Here is a 17,392-nt window from a genome sequence, read left to right as displayed (position 1 = left end):
TCAGGTCTCGATAACAGTCTGGGAGGCCAGTGGTTCGAAGTGATCGAAAGTCAATTTACGGAACAATCCGGCGATAACATGGCAATTGACCCGAAAATGCGCGCGCTATTAAGTGGACATAAGTGACCAGATAAGGGGGCCAAGATGAAACTCGAAGGTAAGGTGATCGTCGTCACGGGCGGCGGAAGCGGTATCGGTCAGGAGCTGGTGCTCGCACTTCTCAAGCGCGGCGCACGGGTGGCCGCCGTAGACTTGCGCATGGAGGGGCTCGACGAGACGGCGGCCAAGGCGAACGCCGGGGATCGGCTTTCGCTGCACGAGGGCAATATCGCGGATCGGGAGGCGGTCATGGCGCTGCCCGCTGCCGTCGAAGCGGCCCATGGCGCGGTGGATGGCCTTATCAACAACGCGGGCGTCATCCAGCCTTTCGTGGATTTCGCGGATCTCGACATGGCGGTGATCGACCGGATGGTGAACGTGAACCTCGTCGGTCCGATCAATGTGACCAAGGCCTTCCTGCCGGCGCTCATGGCGCGGCCCGAGGCGCATCTGGTCAACGTGGCCTCGATGGGCGGGTTCATCCCGTTTCCGGGGCAGACCATGTATTCAGCGACCAAAGCGGGCGTGAAGCTGCTGACCGAAGGCATCTATGCCGAACTGATGGACACGAAGGTCGACGTGTCCTGCGTCATGCCGGGCGCCGTGAACACGCATATCGCCGAGAATTCGGGTATCGAGATGCGCGGCGGTGCCGATGCGTCGAGTGCGCGCATGACGTCGGCCCCCGATGCGGCCCAGATCATCCTCGACGGGATGGAGGCGGGCAAGCTCCACATTCTCGTCGGGTCCGATGCCAAGATGCTGTTCCGGCTCGTACGGCTCGCCCCGACTTGGGCCATCGGGTTCATTCAGAAGCAGATGGCGAAAATGGTGAAGTGACGCCTAGTCGGTCGTGACGAGTATCGCCTCGACGCGGCGATTGAAGGTGCGCCCCTCGTCCGACTGGTTCGAGGCGAGGGGGGAGAGATAACCGATCCCTTCGGCCTCCAACTGGCTCGACGGCACACCGTGGGCGGTGACGAGCCGCTCGAGAACCGACGTCGCGCGACGTTTCGAGATCGCGATATTCGCCGAGAGCGGGCCTTCGGCATCGGTATGCCCGACAAGGGCCACGCGCCGGGTCGGGTGGCTTTTCAGATAGGCGGCGAGGTCGGTGAGGCTGTCATACGTGCCGTCACCCAGCGCCGATGATCCGGTTTCGAACCTAAGATCGGTGAGAACGTACCGCCCGACGCTTTCCATCGCCTGACCCACATCGCCAAGCGCCTCCTGCGGCACGGCGGTCTGGGTTTCGGGCGTTTCGGCTTTGGACGAGGTGACGGTTGGGTCAGGCAATTCACCACGAGGCCCGACCTCGATCACCTGAATGTATCCGGCGCTTGCGGATCGGCTGACCAATACCGACGCGAACATGCCGCTGTCGCCGGGGACGTGGGCCGACAGGAACATGAAGTCGCCAAGGTCGACATGCATTTCGGGTTCGTGGACGACATCGGTGTCGAAACGGAAGTCGTAGCCTCCGCAGCTATCCTCATCGCATTCGAACAGGATGTCGTAACCGTCGTCGATCAACTGCTGACGAAAACCCAGCATGATCTGATAGCTGGATTGCCCGGTGCCGCCGATCCGGTAGGCCCGGGTCAGAACCGCGCCCTCGGTGCGGATGGTCGGCATGACGTCGCCATTGTGGGCGCCGATCGGCAGATCATAGGTTCCGCCCGTCTCGCGCTCCTCGAACCTGAGCGCGGCGCCGGAAGGCAGCAGCACTTCGGCCGCGACCGGGGAGGCGAGCCAGAGGCACGCAAGAGCGAAGGGGGCGGGACGGATCATCGGGCCTGCGCGTGATACTCGTCGTTGGGTTGCATGTCCGTCGCGGCGGCGACCCGGTTCGACATATTGTAGAAACCCACGGTCGAGGCGATGTCGAAGATGTCGCGATCCGAGAAGCCCACGTCGCGCAGCGCCTGACGGTCGCTTTCCTCGATCTTCGCCGGTGTCTCGGTCAGTTTTTCGGCGAAATGCAGCATCGCGTCCTGCCGTGCGTCCAGATGCGCGGCGCGGAAGTTCATCACCATCGCCTCGCCCAGCTTTGGGTCGCCCGATAGCTGGCGCACGGCGGCACCGTGGGCGACGAGGCAGTAGAAACATTTGTTCACGCTCGACACCACGACCGCGATCATCTCGCGTTCCAGTTTGGACAGGCCGGAGTCGCCCAGCATCAGGTCATTATACATCGCCGTGAAGGCGTTGAGCTTGGTGATGTCGAAAGAGTAGGCGCGCAGGACGTTCGGCACCATGCCGAGCTTTTCCATGCAGATGTCGAAGTATTTCTGCGTCGCCTCCGGCAGCGGATCGACGGGCGGCAGGTTCAATGCACCCAAGGGTTCGCTCATGTCAGGCCTCCTCCGATTTGATCCGGTAGTGATATTGCCCGCGCAACGCCATGCCAAGTGCGGCATAAAGTGGGTTCGCCGCGGTATTGCCCTGCGTCACGGCAAGACCGATCACGTCGGCCCCGTGATCCAGCGCCCAGACGGCGCAGCGTTTAACGATCTGCCGGGCCACGCCCTTGCGCCGCTCGTCGGGGAGGACGTGAAGCGCGTGGATCAAGGCGAGGTTGTCGCGGATCGCCACGAACGCCGCCCCGCCCGGATAGTCGCCAGAGCGCATCAAGACCCCGGCTTTCGGGTCGCCCGCACGCTCCATCACCGCCTGACGTTCCGGCCCGATACCGCCGTCCTGCCAGATGTCGCGGATCAGGTTGAGCGGCGGCCACATGGCATAACACATGCCCATCTTGAATGCGCCGTCGCCGGCCAGTCGCCGCGCATCTGCGGCCCAGAGGTTCGTAGGGTCCTTCACCTCGTAACCATGCGCGGCGAGCAGGTTGTCGAGCGCCCCCTCACCGTCGCGCACCATGAATTGCGGCGTCTGGCCGAGCGCCCGCATGGCCGCTTCGGCCGTCGGCAGGTCGGCCTCGGTCACGGGCCAGTCCTCGGTGGCCGACGACACGCGGCTTCCTCCCCCCTTGCCTTCGCGGATGGTCCAAGCCCCTTCGCGATGGATCGAGGCGGGCGGCCAAGTGGCCAAGACAGCTTCGACAAGGGTTCGGCTGTCGGGGAGGGGGACGTGGTTCACGCGAGGTTTCCCGGAAAAAGTTCGGCCAGTTTGACCATAGCCGCATCGACTTCGGACCCGTCATGGCCCCGGATCACGATGTTCGAGCCGAAAGCGCCGTTGTGCTGGAACGGGTAGGAGCCGATCGAAAGCGTCGGATGGGCTTCGGCCAGCCCGCGCAGGGGGCCGGCGATCTCGCCCTCGGGCAGTTCGATCCGAAGGGTCTGGCTCAGAAGCGGTGCGCCCCCCTTTATGGTCGGTAGGACCGAGGCGACCATCGCTTCGAACACGCTGGGCACACCGGCCATGACATGCACGTTTTCGATGGTGAAGCCGGGGGCGACGGACACGGGGTTTTCGATCAGCGTCGCGCCGTCGGGTATGCGCGCCATACGCATCCGTCCTTCGGTCGCCTCGACCCCACGGCGCTCGAAGAACGCTGTGAGCAGCGCGCGTGCGTCATCGCGAATGTCGATATGGACACCAAAGGCTTCGGCCACGCAGTCTGCGGTGATGTCGTCATGGGTCGGGCCGATCCCGCCGGATGTGAACACGTGATCGTAGGCCTCGGACAGGGACTTCACCGCGTTCACGATGGCGTCGCGGTCGTCGGAGACCACGCGCGCCTCTTTCAGATCGATCCCGTGCTGCGTCAGCGCCTGCGCCAGAACATGCATGTTGATGTCGCGGGTGCGGCCCGAAAGGATCTCGTCTCCGATGACGAGCATCGCGGCGGTGGGGTTTGTCATATCTCGCTCCCGGTATGGCGTGGCGCGAATCTAGTCGCTTTTGCCGGGGGCCAAAAGGCCGAGTTGACCGGGGATGGGCGAAGGTTGGCCGGGCGGGGCGGGCCGCCCGGCCAGATGGATCAAAGCCGTTCGATGGCGATGGCGATGCCCTGACCGCCGCCGATGCACATGGTGATGAGGCCGATCTTGCCGCCGGTGCGCTCAAGCTCGTACATCGTCTTGACCGTGATGATCGCGCCGGTTGCGCCGACCGGGTGGCCCAGTGCGATGGCGCCGCCGTTCGGGTTCACCTTGGCCGGGTCGAATTTCAGCTCGTTCGACACGGCCAGTGCCTGCGCCGCGAACGCTTCGTTCGACTCGATCACGTCGAAATCGCCGACCGAAAGGCCCGTGCGCTGCATCAGGTTCTGCACCGCCGGGATCGGGCCGATGCCCATGACCTCGGGCCGCACGCCCGCATGGGCATAGCCCAGAATGCGGAACTTCGGCGTCAGGCCCGCCTTTTCGGCTGCCTCGGCGCGGGCGAGCACGATGGCCGCTGCCCCATCGTTGATGCCGCTCGCGTTGCCTGCGGTGACGCTGCCGTCCTTCTTGAACGCAGGGCGCAGACCGGCGAGAGCTTCGGCGGAGGTCTGTTTCGGGTGCTCGTCGGTATCGAAGGCGACGGTGTCGCGCTTCACCTTCACCTCGACCGGGACGATCTGGTCCTTGAAGTAGCCCGCCTCGATGGCTTTGGCCGCGCGGGTCTGGCTTTCCAGCGCGAAGGCGTCCTGATCCTCACGGCTGATCCCGCATTCGCCCGCCACGTTCTCGGCGGTGACGCCCATATGGCCGGTGCCGAACGGGCAGTTCAGCGCGCCCAGCATCATGTCCTGAGCGCCTGCGTCGCCCATTTTCTGACCCCAGCGGGCTTGCGGCAGGATGTAGGGCGAACGGCTCATGCATTCCGCACCACCCGCAAGACCGAAGTCGGCGTCGCCCAGCATCAGGTTCTGCGTGACCGAGACGATGGCCTGCGCGCCGGACCCGCACAGGCGGTTCACGTTCATGGCGGGGGTGGTGTCGGGCACGCCCGCCTCCATCGCCGCCACACGGGACAGATACATATCGCGGGGTTCGGTGTTGATGACGTTGCCGAAAGCGACGTGCCCGATCTGGCCGCCCTCGACGCCGGCGCGGGCGAGCGCCTCTTTCGCCGCCGTCGCGCCGAGTGTGATGGGGGGCGTTCCGGCCAGCGATCCGCCGAAGGTGCCGATGGCGGTGCGTGCGCCGCCGAGAATTACGATGTCAGTCATGAAGTCCTCCGTGTATACGCCGACCATCTACAAAATATGCAGATAGTCCATCAGAACGTTCCGTCAGCCGGATCTCTTTCCCGCGTCCGGGTGGTCAACAGGACCACCGCATCGCGGAAGGCGTCGTACTTGTCACCCAGAACGTCACGTAGTTCGGCGTCGTAGCCCTGTGCGATCGGGGCGAGCGTCTCGATCATTTCGCGTCCCTTGTCGGTCAGGGTAAGCTGGACGAGACGTCTGTCGGTTTCGTTCACCACCTTCTTGACGTATCCGCCCGCTTCGAGCCGCGTGGCCGCCCGGCTGACCTTGGGTTTGTCCATGCCGACCCGGCGCGTGATCTCGCGAACCGAAACGGCGTCTTCCTGGCTGAGATGCGCGACGACGCGCCATTCGGCAACCGTGATCCCGTAGCGTTCGCGATAATGGTAGGAAAACCCGGCGCTGACGGCCCGCGACAGTTCGTTCAACTGGTACGGCAGAAAGGTTTCGAGGTCGAATTTCGTCACGGGCATCCCCCTTTTGGCGGACATATGACGTGAAGGATCGCTAGGGCGCAAGGCTCGCACCCTTGTCATTCCCCGCGCTTTCGGTCCATCTGGCCGGACGCGGAACGGGAGGAGGACCACATGCGCGCCGGGATCGTCACACTCGTGGTGGCTTACGTGTTGAGCCAGTTCTATCGCGCCTTCCTTGCCGTCATGGCGCCGGTGCTGAACGCCGACATCGGCGCGACGCCCGAGGATCTGAGCCGCGCCTCCGGCCTTTGGTTCCTCGTCTTCGCCGCGATGCAGATTCCCGTGGGCTGGCTTCTGGACAACGTGGGGCCGAAAAAGACCTCGTCGATCCTTTTCGGGATCGGGGCCGCCGGGGGCGCGGCCCTGTTCGCCGTGGCGCAGGGTCCGGGCACCGTGAACCTTGCCATGGCGCTGATCGGCATCGGGTGTTCCCCGGTCCTTATGGCCAACTACTTCACCTTCGCCCGCGTGTTCGAGCCGCGCGTGTTCGGGACGCTCGCGGGCGTCGTTCTGGGCACGGGCACGTTCGGAAACGTGGTCGCGTCCTATCCGATGGCCTGGGCGGTCGAGACGATGGGGTGGCGCGAAACCATGTGGGGACTTGCCGCGATCAGCCTGCTCATCGCGCTGGTCATGGCGGTTCTGGTCAAAGACCCGCCGCCGTTCGAGCATGAGCCGGGGGCCAAGAAGGGCTCGGTCCTCACGCTGCTCGCCATTCCGGCGCTGTGGTTCATCATCCCGATCCAGATCGTCAACTATGCCCCCGCCGCGGGTCTGCGCGGGCTTTGGGCGGGACCGTATCTTGAGGATGTTTTCGGCCTGACCTCGAACGGGATCGGGATCGTCACGCTGGTCATGGCGCTGGCGATGATCGCGGGCAACTTCCTTTACGGTCCGGCGGACCGCCTGTTCGGCACGCGCAAATGGGTGATCTTCTTCGGCAACGGGCTGGCGGCGTTGAGCCTGTTCGGCCTCTGGCTCTTCCCCGACAACAGTGTGGTGACGACGACGCTCCTCCTGTCCGCCGTGGGGCTGTTCGGGGCGTCCTTCCCGCTCATCATGGCGCACGCGCGGGCGTTCTTCCCGCCGCATCTGGCAGGGGCCGGGGTCACGCTCATCAACCTGATGGGGATCGGGGGCGTGTCGCTGTTCCAGTTCGCGTCGGGCGGCATCTTCGCGGCAACGAAAGAGGGCGCAGCCTCGGCGGCCGCGCCCTATCAATCGTTGTTCCTGTTCTTCGGCATACCGCTTCTGATCGGGCTGGCGATCTACCTCTTCAGCACCGACCGCACGGATTAAGCGGCGCTCCGGCTCCGCGAACGGCGGCGGCGCTGGCCGCTCCGGGCGGATTTCTTGGCGCCCTGACCCTCGGACTTCGGTTTGGCCGCCGCTTTGGGCTTGCCGCCACCGCGCCGCGGGCCACGCCCGCGACCGCCGCCACCGCCGCCGCCATTTCCGCCGCGACCCTGTTTCGGGGGTGCGAGTTCTTCGGGCCGGTTGCCGCCCAGAACCGGAATGTCGATCTTCATCAGCTTCTGGATGTCGCGCAGGTAGCCAAGCTCATCGCCCGTGACGAGCGAGATCGCGTCGCCATCGGCACCCGCGCGCGCGGTGCGGCCGATCCGGTGAACGTAGTTCTCGGCCACGTTCGGCAGGTCGAAGTTGAACACGTGGCTCACGCCCGGAATGTCGATGCCGCGTGCGGCCACGTCGGTCGCCACGAGAACGCGGGCCTTGCCGTCACGAAACGCGGCGAGCGCCCGGTCGCGCTGACCTTGGCTCTTGTTGCCGTGTATCGACACCGCGTCGAAGCCAGAAGCGCAAAGCTGCTTCATCAGCCGCTCGGCCCCGTGCTTGGTGCGCGCGAAAACCAACGACAAACCGTCCGGCTCGTCCGAAAGGTAGGCTTTCAGGATGTCGATCTTGTCGCCCTTGTCCTGCGCCCAATGCACGCCTTGGGTGATCTTGTCGGCGGCCTTGCCCGGCGAGGCGACCTGCACCTTGACCGGATCGGTCAGGTAGGCGCGGCTGAGTTCCTCCATCTGTTTCGGCATGGTGGCCGAGAACAGCATGGTCTGGCGCGGGGTGCCCAGTTCCGGCGCGATCCGGCGCAGGGCGTGGATGAAGCCCATGTCGAGCATCTGGTCGGCCTCGTCGAGCACCAAGAACGTCGCCGTGTCGAGGCGCACGGCCTTGCGGTCCATCAGGTCGATCAGGCGGCCGGGGGTGGCCACCAGAATGTCGGTGCCTTTGGCGAGGATTTGCACCTGCTTGTTGATCGACTTGCCGCCGACCACGGTGTTCACCTTGATATGCGTGCCTTTGACATAGGCGATCAGGTTGTCGGCGATCTGGTTCACCAGTTCGCGCGTCGGGGCGAGGACGAGGGCGCGCACGCCCTTCGGCTCGCGCTTGTCATGGCCGCCGAGAAGCTGTTGCACGAGCGGCAGACCGAAGGCCGCCGTCTTGCCGGTGCCGGTCTGGGCAAGACCCAGAACGTCGGTGCCCGCAAGGGCGTGGGGAATGGCTTGCACCTGAATGGGCGAGGGGGTCTGGTATCCCGCAGCCTTCACGGCGGCGAGGAGTTTCGGGTCGAGCCCGAGATCGTTGAAGGTCTTCATGTTGTCTTTCCGCGAAGCGCAAAGGCTCCGCCTGTCCGGCGCATCGGCGTCGTCATCGCTGGGACGCGCACGGGCCTCATGACAAAGCGATTGCCTGCCACCGTCCGGCGCGAAGCCCCCCGCGTGAAATGGGAACCTGTATCGGGGCGCTTCGCCCCTGCATCCTGACCCTGCCGCCCATGTTTTTGGTCATTGTCGTGGCGACGGCGGCTCACGCGGCCGCGGTCAGGATGAGCGGCATTTCGGGCGTGCCGTCACAAAAGTCAATGGAGCCTGTCACGAATGGTGAGCGATGAAACTCTTTCACCTCTCTCTGCATTCCTGTATCAGCGCCCGAAACCTGAGACACCGAAAAGGAGAGCCAGATGGGCTACAAGGTCGTCGTCTGCGGCGCCACGGGGAACGTGGGTCGCGAAATGCTCAACATCCTGGCCGAGCGCCAGTTCCCGGTCGACGAGATCGCCGCGCTCGCGTCGCGCCGGTCACTGGGAACCGAGGTGAGCTTCGGCGACAAGACCCTGAAGACCCAGGACCTCGACCAGTTCGATTTCTCGGGCTGGGACATGGCGCTGTTCGCCATCGGGTCGGACGCCACCAAGAAATACGCGCCGATTGCCGCCAAGGCCGGTTGCGTCGTGATCGACAACTCGTCGCTCTACCGTTACGACCCGGACGTTCCGCTGATCGTGCCGGAGTGCAACCCCGAGGCGGTCCACGGCTATTCCAAGAAGAACATCATCGCGAACCCGAACTGCTCGACCGCGCAGATGGTCGTGGCGCTGAAGCCGCTGCATGACCGCGCCAAGATCAAGCGCGTCGTCGTCTCGACCTACCAGTCGGTCTCCGGCTCGGGCAAAGACGCGATGGACGAGCTGTGGAACCAGACCAAGGGCATGTTCGTGCCGGGTCAGGAGGTCGAGCCGTCGGTCTATCCGAAGCAGATCGCGTTCAACTGCATCCCGCAGATCGACGTGTTCATGGATTCGGGCGACACCAAGGAAGAGTGGAAGATGGTCACGGAGACGAAAAAGATCGTCGATCCGTCGATCAAGGTCACCGCGACCTGCGTGCGCGTCCCGGTCTTCGTCAGCCACTCGGAGTCGGTCAATGTCGAATTCGAGGAATTCCTCGACGAGGACGAAGCCCGCGAAATTCTGCGTCAGGCGCCGGGCCTGCTTGTCGTCGACAAGCGCGAGCCGGGCGGCTACGTCACTCCGGTCGAGGCGGTGGGCGACTTCGCCACCTTCATTTCGCGCATCCGTCAGGACGTCACGATCGAGAACGGCCTGAACTTCTGGTGCGTGTCGGACAACCTGCGCAAGGGCGCGGCGCTGAACGCGGTTCAGATCGCCGAGCTTCTGGGCCGCGAGGTTCTGAAAAAGGGCTAATCGTCCTCGATCAGAATGAGGTCATCGTCGCCGTCGGGGGGAACTCCGGCGGCGATGTCGTTCAGGATGTGCTGCATCCGGTGCGGATGGCCCGGCATCGGGCAACGGAATTTGCGCACGAAGCGCGCATAGGCAAAGCCAAGCTCCGATGATTTGCACAGCCGCGCGCCGGTCACGCGGTCGTGGATCGTCAAGCCCCCGCCCGCGGGCCGGACCTCATACCCTTTCAGCGATAATCTTCCGGCAAGGTCGGCCCAACCATGCGCGCTGGCCATGTCGGCTGCGAGGAGCCGCTGAAGGCGGGCGACGAGCGGCTCATCCGCCCGGTTGGGCGTCTTCGCCCCGGTGTTGCGTTTCAATTCCTTCTCGACCAAAGCCCGCACGATCTGGCCCGGCGTCAGATCACGCGCTTCGGCAATACGCTCAAGCCCACGGATCATTTCGGGCGGCATGGACAGGGTGACGGGTTCAAGGGTCATACCCCACCCTCCCGCATCGTCCTTAACGATCGGTGAATTCGCGCCGACGAAAATCCCGGTGCTATGCCCGCGCCCCGCCCCGCGTTAGCGTGCCTTCACCTCAATTCAGGAGAGCACCCAGTCATGCGCGCCACCGTTTCCCTCATCGCTCTGATCGCCGCCGTTCCCGCTCAGGCCGATACCTTCTTCGCGCAGGCCACAGTGGCCGAAGCGATTATCTATCCCGACGGGGCGACATTGACCCTGCGCGCCGAACTCGATCTGCCCGCAGGCGAGCACGTCGTCATGGTGCCTTACCCCGAGTCCGACAGCATGGGCAGCCTGCCGCGTATCGCGGTAAGCGAGGGCGTGGTGGTCGGTGCGCTGGGTTTCCGGCGCGACGTCGTTTCAGACGCGCGCGACCTTTATACCGAGGCGCAGGAGGAAGCAGCCGCCCGGATCGACCGGGCCGAAGAGGCGCTTGAAGCCAAGGTGGACGAAATCGAGGTGGCTCGGGTGGACCTTGCGGCCTTGCAGGCCAAAGCCGACTATCTTGCCGCGATCACACCGCCGGCCGAGGCGACGGCGGAGGAAATCCTCGCCATCGCAGACCTCGTCGCCACGCAGACGGCCGAAACCCGCGCCGCGCTTCTCGTCGCCAAGGCTGCCCTGCGGCCATTGGAGGACGAGCTTTCCGATCTGAAGGGTGACCTTGCCGCTGCCCAAGCCGCGCTCACCCGCCTGTCCCCGCCCACGACCGAGAACGACATGCTGACCGTCGAGGTCGTGGTCGCCGAAGCGGGGCCGGTTGCGCTTGAGATGACCGAGCAGAGCTGGGCCGCTGGCTGGCGCGTGGATTACGACATGAACCTCGACCGCGAGGCGGGCGAGATCACGATGGACCGCAAGCTGATCGTCACGCAGGACGACCGGAGGGCCTGGACCGATGTGGCGCTGACCCTGTCGACCGCACGGCCCAGCGACCGCATCGCGCCGAGCGAGGTTTATCCGGATATGGCCGACATCTTCGACCCCGACGAGCGTCGCCCGATCCCGATGGCCCCGCGCGCGGAAATGGAGATGGCGGACGAGGATATGGCCGTCGCGGGAATCGTGGCCGAACCCGCGCCGATGAAGACGGCCGGTTTGCAGATCGACGGGCTTGCGGTGTCCTATGTCTATCCCGACCCGGTGACCATCGCGCCGGGCGAGGCGGCCGAACTTGCGCTCGACACGCTGACCATAACGGCCGATGTGACCATCGAGGCCGCGCCGCGTTGGGACGAGACCGCGTTCCTCATGGCCGAATTCACGAACGAGACCGGCGAGCCGATCCTGCCGGGCGAGGCGAGCTTGATGCGCGACGGTCATTTCGTCGGGCGCATGGCGATCCCGATGATCCCGGCGGGCGGCGACGAGGAGCTGGCGTTCGGCCCGATGGAATCGATCCGGCTCGACACGATCCTCAAGCGCAATGCGGAAGGGGACGCCGGGATCATCAACCGATCCTCCACGCGCGTTCAGGACATCACCTTCACCGTCGAGAACCTGTCGGACGAACCGCAGGAGGTTCGCGCACTCTTTCCGCTGACCTTCTCGGAGAAAGAGGATCTGGAGGTCGAAATCGTCGCGTTGCCCGCGCCGGACGAAACCGACGTCGATGACCGCCGGGGCGTGTCGGCCTGGGATCTGACGCTTGCGCCGGGCGAGACGCAGGAGGTCGAGATCACGATCACCCTCGACTGGCCCGAGGGGCAGGTGCTCAGTTGGAACCCGTGACGACCGGTCGATTTTAACTCAACTAAAATCGTTTCCTTGAGGCACCGTTTCGCCGCAAGTCAGCGCGATTTGTGACCGAATTCTTAGCGAGAACGTGGGGGTCGGCGGACAAGCCGACCCTGCGGCAAAGCCCGCTCGGCCCGAGAGGCCCCAGCCGGAAACCGGTTTTCCCTTCTTCAGAACAGCGGGCCAAATGCGGCCCCGAGCAAGGACCGGATCGTCATGAACAGCATCGTCATCGCCTTTCCCAAGACACGCGCCGCCAATTCCAATGCGCCGCGTCTGCCTATGGCTGCCGCGAACATCGTGTCGCTCGAACGGTGGAAAGGCCGCACGCGCCCGCACCGCACCGCGAACGGCTTGTTCTTCATGACCCGTGTCCTCGCCACCTCCGGCGATTTCGCCTGATCCAACATTCCGGGAGAATTACCATGACCGCCTTCAACGCCACCACGACCACCGTTCTTGAAAGCGAAGGATGTGAGGATCTGCCGATCGTCGAAAAGATCCGCCGGGGCCGTCTGGCCGCGCTTGCCGCACTGCGTGCCGTGACCGCCGACTCAGGCAACGTCGTGTCCATTTTCGACGGCACCCTGCCCAAGCGCGCGGACCGTCCGGTTTTCCATACCTGCCGAAAAGCCAGTGAAAACAAGCTCCCGCCGCTGATGCTTACGAATCCCATTGCGGCGTGAATGCGACTCACTTGTGTCGGGGGTCATGGCAGGGCCGCATTTGAACCGGCTGGTTACCGTGAACTAGGGCGAAGGTGGGTCTGAAAGGGGCAAAAACCGGTATTTTTAGGTGTCGAAAGGGTGAAATGCCCCAGTCTTGCCCCATTTGAGCACATTTCCCGCCCGAATCGGGGCGCAGCTTTGTCCTCATCGGAACAGAAAAGTGCCAACGAGGTTTAGAATGGCTGCCACCGCTCAGAACCAGAAAGACGAAAAGGTCGTTCGCTTCCCGAAGCCGTTCAAAGGCATCGCGAACCGCGACCGGAAAAAACGTCTGCCCGAGCTGTCGAGCACCGACATCGAGGATTTCTTCTCGAGTGCCGACAGCAAGGGCACCATCAAACGACTAGCGGCCTGACCACCGCGCTCTCCTGACCACCTGACCAAACCTGACCACACGGCCACACAAAAACAAAACGGCCACAAAATCCTGGGGAAACCAAAATGACCAACGTTATCGACTTCACCGCCTACGCCGCCAAAGCTCCGAAAGCTGCCGCTGGCAACGTCTACCAGAACAACGTCGTGTCGATGGCCGACTGGAAAGCCGCCGCGAATGCCCGCCGCTGCAACCACGTCACCACCGACGTCCTCGCCTCCGGCGGTTCCGTCGCCTGAGCGACTGACCCCGACGCCCCCAACGACACCCCTGAATTCTGGAGACACCCCAATGACCCTCATCGAAAAAGCCCGCGCCGGACGCCTTGCCGCTCTCGCTTCGCTGGATGCCGCCAACGACCACGCCCACAATGTGGTTTCCATCTTCGACTTCGAACCTGTGAAAAAGGCCCAGCCGATCCCGGCCTTCAGCTCGATCCGTTCGCAAGGCTCCGTGGTGCGCCTCGCCGCCTGATCGGCCCCGACAGTCGGAAAGACGGATGCGGACGCCCTCGCCGCATCCGTTTTTCATTTTCGGGACAACGCTTCGCGAAAACGGACCGCCCGCCTGACGAGGGTCAGGACCGTCCCGATCAAAACCACCCAAAGCGCAAGTTCCAAGGTCGCATGACCGGCGATCTGGGGGAGGGCAATGGACAGAAGCGCCGCGATGCTCATCGCCGCCATGCGGTGCGGTTTCGCCATCGGGCCTGAGAAATCCGCGTCCAGCCCCTGCGCGACACGCGCTTCACGGACATAGGCTGTCCCGACGGCGACCGATCCGACCGCCCACCCGAGTGCGGGGTTGTCGACGGCAAGACCCGCACCGACAAGTATGGAGACATCCGCGATCCGGTCGGGAAACTCATTCCAGAACGCGCCGTCCGCGGACGCTTTCCCCCCTTCGACCGCCACCATACCGTCGAGCAGATTGCAGAGAAGGCGCAACTGGATCGCCGCGGCTGCAACCACCAGCCAACCATCGGCAACGCCGCGCGAAGCCCAGAACGCCACACAGGCGAAGGCGGCGAACAGCACGGAAGCCATCGAGATCGCGTTTGGCGTGACCCGCGTTCGGGCCAGCCCGCGTGCCAGTGCTTTGGCCCAGCCCGCGCTGCGTGTCGCAAGCGGGCGGCGGGTCACTGTGCCCGGCTCGGCGCGAAGGACCGCCGAAGTGTGAAAGTGTACGTCGCGCCATAGATCGTGGCGACCGTGAAAGGCACAATGACCGTGGCCCAGAAGGCAGGCGTGCCTGCGAGCGTGTGGATCACGGTGAGCATGGTGGCCGAAATCGTGCTTGCCGCAAGCGTCGGCGGCAGCACGCCCGTCGTGCGTTGGGCCACCCATTCCAACGCTTTCTTGATGAAGAATGTCATCGTGCCCGTGATCGCACCCTGCACCAGCCCGGCGATCAGGGCGGCCGGCCAAGGATGACCGAGGTTCGCGATGAAGGCCCAGCCCCCCATCAGGAGGACGCCCGCAAGGACGTGAGCGATATTCGAATGCAGAACTGCCATTAGACCGACCAGAAATACCTTACGACGTGGAAAAATACGGGCGCGGAAAACACAACGGAATCAAGACGATCGGTAAAGCCTCCGTGGCCCGCGATCAAGTGCCCCCAGTCCTTTACGCCCTTATCCCTTTTGATAGCTGACATTACCAATCCGCCGAAGAATCCCATGAGAGTGACGAGAATGGCAAGTAAGGCTGCCTGCCATATGGCGAAGGGCGTGAGCCATGCGAGGAGCGCCCCGAGGGCCGAGGCCGAAAGGACGCCGCCCGCAAAACCCTCCCACGTTTTCGACGGTGACAGGGGCGGGGCCACCGGGTGACGCCCGATCAGCTTGCCCCAGACGTATTGCAGCACGTCCGAGCCCTGAACGACGACGACGAGCCATGCGATCAGCAGGACTTCGCGGCCTTCGAAGCCCGGAATGTCCAGCGTCAGAAGCGCGGGGACGTGGGAGGCGGCGAAAACCGCGACCATCAGGCCCCATTGGGTTTCGGCCACGCGGCTCAGAAAACGCGAGGTGTCGCCGCGCAGGGCGACGAGGATCGGCATGAATAGGAAGGCGTAGACCGGGATGAAGATCGAATAGAGGCCATACCAGTCGATGTAGATCAGCCAATATTGCACCGGGATGACGACGAAGAACGATACCAGAAGCGCCCAGTGGTCGGCGCGGGCCTTGACGGTGAGGGTCAGGAACTCGCGCAGTGCCGCAAAGGACATCAGCGCGAACAGAACGACGACGCCGATGCGACCGAACAGAAGCGCGAGCGCCAGAAGAATCACCATCGCCCACCACGAATTGATTCGGGCGTTCAGGTTTTCGATGACCGTGTTCGTGCCGTCCGCGTCGAAGCGACGGCGCAGCACCTCGCCAAGGCCCGAGGCCAGCGACAGAACCACCACGACGGCGAGCAGGAGGCGAAAGAACTCTTCGGGGGCGTTCATGCGTCACGCTCCGGCTTGAGGGCGACCAACGCCTGTTCGGCTCGCTTCAGGAACGCCTCTTTCGTTTCCCCGTCGCCCAGATGGATCGGCGTGCCATAGGTGACCGTGCACAGCAGCGGCACCGGAACGATCTCGCCCTTTGGCAGGATGGCATTCAGGTTTTCGATCCACGTCGGCACGAGATCCACCTTGGGCCGCTTCGAGGCGACGTGGAACAGACCCGTTTTGAACGGCAGGAGCGGATCGGGCCCCATGTTACGCCCGCCTTCGGGAAACAGGATCAGGCTGGAGCCTTCGTCCAGCGCGCCGACCATGTGCTCGACAGGGTCGTCCGCCCGGTTTTCGGGGTTCCGGTCGATGAGCACGGCGCGAAACACGTCGCGACCGGCGAACGCGCGAAGCGGCGACTTGAGCCAGTAATCGGCGGCGGCCACGGGGCGGGTCCGGTCACGCAAGGCAGGGGGCAGGACGGCCCATGCGAGCACGAAATCCCCGTTCGACGTGTGGTTGGCGTAATAGATGCGTTGGGCGGGAACCGGGTCGATCCCCGCCCAGATCGCCCTAGGGGCCGTGACCAGCCGGGCGAATAGAACGATGGCATGTCCTGCGACGAGCGCCGCGAAGGCTTTCAGTCCTCGCAGCGCCCGGTGCATCAGACCGGCTGGAAGGAGTCGGTTTCGGTTTCGTAGAACAACAGCCCGCCTTCCCCGATGTCGTGCCACAGGCCATGCAGCGAAAGCTCTTCCTTTTTCACGGCGTCCGCTACGAAGGGGAAGGTCATCAGGTTGTCGAGCGACACCTTCACGGCTTCTTTTTCAAGGTGATCGACGCAATCCTGCCCGGAGTGGTGATCCTTGATCCGGTCGTAACCCGGTTGCAGCACGTCCATCCAGCGGCCGACGAAGCTTTCGGGCGCCTTCAGCTCGGGCGCGGCGCCGGTTGCCATGTCATAGAAACCCTTGACGCCCCCGCAGGACGAATGGCCGATCACGATGACATGCGCGACCTTGAGTGCCGTGACGGCGTATTCGATGGTCGCCGAGGTGCCGTGCCGATTCCCGTCCGGTTCATAGGGCGGCACGAGGTTCGCGATGTTACGGTGAATGAAGAATTCACCCTGATCGGCGCCGAAAATCGACGTCACGTGCACGCGGCTGTCGCAGCAGGAAATAATCATCGCGCGGGGATGCTGCCCCTCGCTCGCCAATCGGCGATACCATGATTTGTTCTCGGAATAGCTCGTCGCTTTCCAGCCTTGGTAACGCTGGACAAGATATTTCGGAAGCGGTCTCGCGTGGTCCATGCTTCTCCCCGTTGTTGCGCGCGGTCAAAGCTGTTTAGGCGGATTTTTCGGGAAATTCGAGTGATTTCAAGATCACGCGGAAACCTTTTCTTGAGGCTGAGGGTGCACGGTTCATGCGCTTTGAGGGGAAAGGGTGAAGGTGATGTCAGTTGCCGTTTTGAAATTGGCCGAAGCGGTCGCGCTCGACCGCGACCAGTTGGAGGTGCTTTACCGGCAATTGGGGCCGGTCGGGGCCGACAAGGTCGTGCAGCACGCGCTCGAGGAATTGTCGGCGCTGCTCGAAGCCCTGCCGGGGGATTACCGCGATGGACGCTTCGACGATCTCACGGCCGGAGCGCGCGCGCTTGCCGCCGTGGCGCAGCAGGTCGGCATGACCAAACTTGCGCGGGTGTCGCGTGATTTGTCCGATCTCTCCTCCGGACGCGACGCCCCGGCACTGGGCGCTGTCATCGCGCGGCTGGAACGGATCGGGGATCGGTCACTGGTCGCTGTCTGGGATATGTCGGACGGGATTGGCTGAGGGGCGCAGGCCCCGCG

The 17,392-nt window shown here is 64.1% G+C and carries 23 protein-coding genes; 10 read left to right on the top strand and 13 right to left on the bottom strand.

The annotated features are described in order from the left end of the window. The first annotated feature begins 144 nt into the window (after positions 1–144). Positions 145–939, top strand: coding sequence for an SDR family NAD(P)-dependent oxidoreductase (locus tag FCT00_RS03995; protein WP_138421933.1), 795 nt, complete (start codon positions 145–147; stop codon positions 937–939). A 3-nt stretch (positions 940–942) separates the two neighbouring features. Here the strand turns inward: FCT00_RS03995 and FCT00_RS03990 are convergent, their stop codons facing one another. From FCT00_RS03990 to FCT00_RS03965, 6 genes are all read right to left on the bottom strand, one after another. After that, a complete protein-coding gene (locus tag FCT00_RS03990) occupies positions 943–1,890 on the bottom strand; it encodes an OmpA family protein (protein WP_138421932.1) in 948 nt (315 codons plus the stop codon). Continuing rightward, entirely contained in the window at positions 1,887–2,453 is a 567-nt protein-coding gene (locus FCT00_RS03985) for a peroxidase-related enzyme (RefSeq protein WP_008333720.1), read from the bottom strand. Before FCT00_RS03985 ends, FCT00_RS03990 begins: the two co-directional genes overlap by 4 nt. A gap of 1 nt (position 2,454) precedes the next feature. Beyond that, entirely contained in the window at positions 2,455–3,198 is a 744-nt protein-coding gene (locus FCT00_RS03980; RefSeq protein ID WP_138421931.1) for a GNAT family N-acetyltransferase, read from the bottom strand. Beyond that, positions 3,195–3,926 (bottom strand): competence/damage-inducible protein A, encoded by a 732-nt coding sequence (locus tag FCT00_RS03975; RefSeq protein WP_138421930.1) that lies wholly within the window; start codon positions 3,924–3,926, stop codon positions 3,195–3,197. Before FCT00_RS03975 ends, FCT00_RS03980 begins: the two co-directional genes overlap by 4 nt. Before the next feature lie 119 nt (positions 3,927–4,045). Then, positions 4,046–5,221, bottom strand: coding sequence for an acetyl-CoA C-acyltransferase family protein (locus FCT00_RS03970; protein ID WP_040885769.1), 1,176 nt, complete (start codon positions 5,219–5,221; stop codon positions 4,046–4,048). A gap of 50 nt (positions 5,222–5,271) precedes the next feature. Then, positions 5,272–5,733 carry a MarR family winged helix-turn-helix transcriptional regulator gene (locus FCT00_RS03965; protein ID WP_008333729.1) on the bottom strand — a complete coding sequence of 154 codons (462 nt, stop codon included), beginning with the start codon at positions 5,731–5,733 and terminating at the stop codon, positions 5,272–5,274. Between the two features lie 114 nt (positions 5,734–5,847). Between FCT00_RS03965 and FCT00_RS03960 the strand changes: the two genes are divergently transcribed. Beyond that, a complete protein-coding gene (locus FCT00_RS03960) occupies positions 5,848–7,035 on the top strand; it encodes an MFS transporter (protein WP_138421928.1) in 1,188 nt (395 codons plus the stop codon). Here the strand turns inward: FCT00_RS03960 and FCT00_RS03955 are convergent. Next, positions 7,032–8,357 (bottom strand): DEAD/DEAH box helicase, encoded by a 1,326-nt coding sequence (locus FCT00_RS03955; RefSeq protein ID WP_138421927.1) that lies wholly within the window; start codon positions 8,355–8,357, stop codon positions 7,032–7,034. The two genes, FCT00_RS03960 and FCT00_RS03955, sit on opposite strands and share 4 nt — an antisense overlap. A gap of 365 nt (positions 8,358–8,722) precedes the next feature. Between FCT00_RS03955 and FCT00_RS03950 the strand changes: the two genes are divergently transcribed. Next, the gene (locus FCT00_RS03950) at positions 8,723–9,745 is read left to right on the top strand and encodes an aspartate-semialdehyde dehydrogenase (RefSeq protein WP_008333736.1); all 1,023 of its coding nucleotides are present in this window, start codon (positions 8,723–8,725) and stop codon (positions 9,743–9,745) included. On the opposite strand, the gene FCT00_RS03945 is transcribed toward FCT00_RS03950, so the two are convergent. Continuing rightward, positions 9,742–10,224 (bottom strand): hypothetical protein, encoded by a 483-nt coding sequence (locus tag FCT00_RS03945; protein ID WP_138421926.1) that lies wholly within the window; start codon positions 10,222–10,224, stop codon positions 9,742–9,744. The genes FCT00_RS03950 and FCT00_RS03945 overlap by 4 nt on opposite strands. A 123-nt stretch (positions 10,225–10,347) precedes the next feature. Between FCT00_RS03945 and FCT00_RS03940 the strand changes: the two genes are divergently transcribed. From FCT00_RS03940 to FCT00_RS03925, 6 genes are all read left to right on the top strand, one after another. Further along, on the top strand, positions 10,348–11,982 hold the full coding sequence (locus FCT00_RS03940) for a mucoidy inhibitor MuiA family protein (RefSeq protein WP_171042876.1): 1,635 nt from the start codon (positions 10,348–10,350) through the stop codon (positions 11,980–11,982). Positions 11,983–12,204: 222 nt separating this feature from the next. Continuing rightward, complete coding sequence (locus FCT00_RS03935) at positions 12,205–12,390, top strand: hypothetical protein (RefSeq protein ID WP_138421924.1); 186 nt, start codon at positions 12,205–12,207, stop codon at positions 12,388–12,390. Positions 12,391–12,413: 23 nt separating this feature from the next. Continuing rightward, positions 12,414–12,674 (top strand): hypothetical protein, encoded by a 261-nt coding sequence (locus FCT00_RS03930; RefSeq protein WP_138421923.1) that lies wholly within the window; start codon positions 12,414–12,416, stop codon positions 12,672–12,674. 220 nt (positions 12,675–12,894) lie between these two features. Then, positions 12,895–13,071: a hypothetical protein gene (locus FCT00_RS21390; protein ID WP_171042875.1), complete on the top strand. Its 177-nt coding sequence runs from the start codon at positions 12,895–12,897 to the stop codon at positions 13,069–13,071. 86 nt (positions 13,072–13,157) lie between these two features. After that, entirely contained in the window at positions 13,158–13,331 is a 174-nt protein-coding gene (locus FCT00_RS21385; RefSeq protein ID WP_008333744.1) for a hypothetical protein, read from the top strand. 52 nt (positions 13,332–13,383) lie between these two features. Next, entirely contained in the window at positions 13,384–13,566 is a 183-nt protein-coding gene (locus FCT00_RS03925) for a hypothetical protein (RefSeq protein WP_008333746.1), read from the top strand. A 53-nt stretch (positions 13,567–13,619) separates the two neighbouring features. Here FCT00_RS03925 and FCT00_RS03920 read toward each other — a convergent pair whose 3' ends face one another. From FCT00_RS03920 to FCT00_RS03900, 5 genes are read right to left on the bottom strand one after another with little or no spacing between them, the layout of a single operon-like run. Next, positions 13,620–14,234: a CDP-alcohol phosphatidyltransferase family protein gene (locus tag FCT00_RS03920; RefSeq protein WP_138421922.1), complete on the bottom strand. Its 615-nt coding sequence runs from the start codon at positions 14,232–14,234 to the stop codon at positions 13,620–13,622. After that, complete coding sequence (locus FCT00_RS03915; protein WP_008333749.1) at positions 14,231–14,608, bottom strand: hypothetical protein; 378 nt, start codon at positions 14,606–14,608, stop codon at positions 14,231–14,233. The genes FCT00_RS03920 and FCT00_RS03915 overlap by 4 nt, the downstream gene beginning before the upstream one ends. After that, positions 14,608–15,552, bottom strand: a complete 945-nt coding sequence (locus FCT00_RS03910) for a phosphatidate cytidylyltransferase (RefSeq protein ID WP_138421921.1) — start codon at positions 15,550–15,552, stop codon at positions 14,608–14,610. The genes FCT00_RS03915 and FCT00_RS03910 overlap by 1 nt, the downstream gene beginning before the upstream one ends. After that, a complete protein-coding gene (locus FCT00_RS03905; RefSeq protein WP_138421920.1) occupies positions 15,549–16,205 on the bottom strand; it encodes a lysophospholipid acyltransferase family protein in 657 nt (218 codons plus the stop codon). Before FCT00_RS03905 ends, FCT00_RS03910 begins: the two co-directional genes overlap by 4 nt. Beyond that, complete coding sequence (locus tag FCT00_RS03900; protein ID WP_008333755.1) at positions 16,205–16,855, bottom strand: carbonic anhydrase; 651 nt, start codon at positions 16,853–16,855, stop codon at positions 16,205–16,207. The genes FCT00_RS03905 and FCT00_RS03900 overlap by 1 nt, the downstream gene beginning before the upstream one ends. A 142-nt stretch (positions 16,856–16,997) precedes the next feature. Between FCT00_RS03900 and FCT00_RS03895 the strand changes: the two genes are divergently transcribed. Further along, positions 16,998–17,375 (top strand): hypothetical protein, encoded by a 378-nt coding sequence (locus FCT00_RS03895; protein WP_040885106.1) that lies wholly within the window; start codon positions 16,998–17,000, stop codon positions 17,373–17,375. Positions 17,376–17,392 lie beyond the last annotated feature (17 nt).

The sequence above is a fragment of the Maritimibacter alexandrii genome, from assembly GCF_005871115.1.
Classification (GTDB): domain Bacteria; phylum Pseudomonadota; class Alphaproteobacteria; order Rhodobacterales; family Rhodobacteraceae; genus Maritimibacter; species Maritimibacter alkaliphilus.
This window is presented reverse-complemented; position numbering and strand designations above follow the sequence as displayed.

Coding starts and splice junctions, on each gene's coding strand:
- FCT00_RS03945 (WP_138421926.1), bottom strand. CDS start 10,224: ATGACCCTTGAACCCGTCACCCTGTCCATGCCGCCCGAAATGATCCGT.
- FCT00_RS03940 (WP_171042876.1), top strand. CDS start 10,348: ATGCGCGCCACCGTTTCCCTCATCGCTCTGATCGCCGCCGTTCCCGCT.
- FCT00_RS03930 (WP_138421923.1), top strand. CDS start 12,414: ATGACCGCCTTCAACGCCACCACGACCACCGTTCTTGAAAGCGAAGGA.
- FCT00_RS03935 (WP_138421924.1), top strand. CDS start 12,205: ATGAACAGCATCGTCATCGCCTTTCCCAAGACACGCGCCGCCAATTCC.
- FCT00_RS03975 (WP_138421930.1), bottom strand. CDS start 3,926: ATGACAAACCCCACCGCCGCGATGCTCGTCATCGGAGACGAGATCCTT.
- FCT00_RS03905 (WP_138421920.1), bottom strand. CDS start 16,205: ATGCACCGGGCGCTGCGAGGACTGAAAGCCTTCGCGGCGCTCGTCGCA.
- FCT00_RS03995 (WP_138421933.1), top strand. CDS start 145: ATGAAACTCGAAGGTAAGGTGATCGTCGTCACGGGCGGCGGAAGCGGT.
- FCT00_RS03895 (WP_040885106.1), top strand. CDS start 16,998: ATGTCAGTTGCCGTTTTGAAATTGGCCGAAGCGGTCGCGCTCGACCGC.
- FCT00_RS03955 (WP_138421927.1), bottom strand. CDS start 8,357: ATGAAGACCTTCAACGATCTCGGGCTCGACCCGAAACTCCTCGCCGCC.
- FCT00_RS03985 (WP_008333720.1), bottom strand. CDS start 2,453: ATGAGCGAACCCTTGGGTGCATTGAACCTGCCGCCCGTCGATCCGCTG.
- FCT00_RS03950 (WP_008333736.1), top strand. CDS start 8,723: ATGGGCTACAAGGTCGTCGTCTGCGGCGCCACGGGGAACGTGGGTCGC.
- FCT00_RS21390 (WP_171042875.1), top strand. CDS start 12,895: ATGGCTGCCACCGCTCAGAACCAGAAAGACGAAAAGGTCGTTCGCTTC.
- FCT00_RS21385 (WP_008333744.1), top strand. CDS start 13,158: ATGACCAACGTTATCGACTTCACCGCCTACGCCGCCAAAGCTCCGAAA.
- FCT00_RS03965 (WP_008333729.1), bottom strand. CDS start 5,733: ATGCCCGTGACGAAATTCGACCTCGAAACCTTTCTGCCGTACCAGTTG.
- FCT00_RS03960 (WP_138421928.1), top strand. CDS start 5,848: ATGCGCGCCGGGATCGTCACACTCGTGGTGGCTTACGTGTTGAGCCAG.
- FCT00_RS03910 (WP_138421921.1), bottom strand. CDS start 15,552: ATGAACGCCCCCGAAGAGTTCTTTCGCCTCCTGCTCGCCGTCGTGGTG.
- FCT00_RS03925 (WP_008333746.1), top strand. CDS start 13,384: ATGACCCTCATCGAAAAAGCCCGCGCCGGACGCCTTGCCGCTCTCGCT.
- FCT00_RS03900 (WP_008333755.1), bottom strand. CDS start 16,855: ATGGACCACGCGAGACCGCTTCCGAAATATCTTGTCCAGCGTTACCAA.
- FCT00_RS03915 (WP_008333749.1), bottom strand. CDS start 14,608: ATGGCAGTTCTGCATTCGAATATCGCTCACGTCCTTGCGGGCGTCCTC.
- FCT00_RS03990 (WP_138421932.1), bottom strand. CDS start 1,890: ATGATCCGTCCCGCCCCCTTCGCTCTTGCGTGCCTCTGGCTCGCCTCC.
- FCT00_RS03970 (WP_040885769.1), bottom strand. CDS start 5,221: ATGACTGACATCGTAATTCTCGGCGGCGCACGCACCGCCATCGGCACC.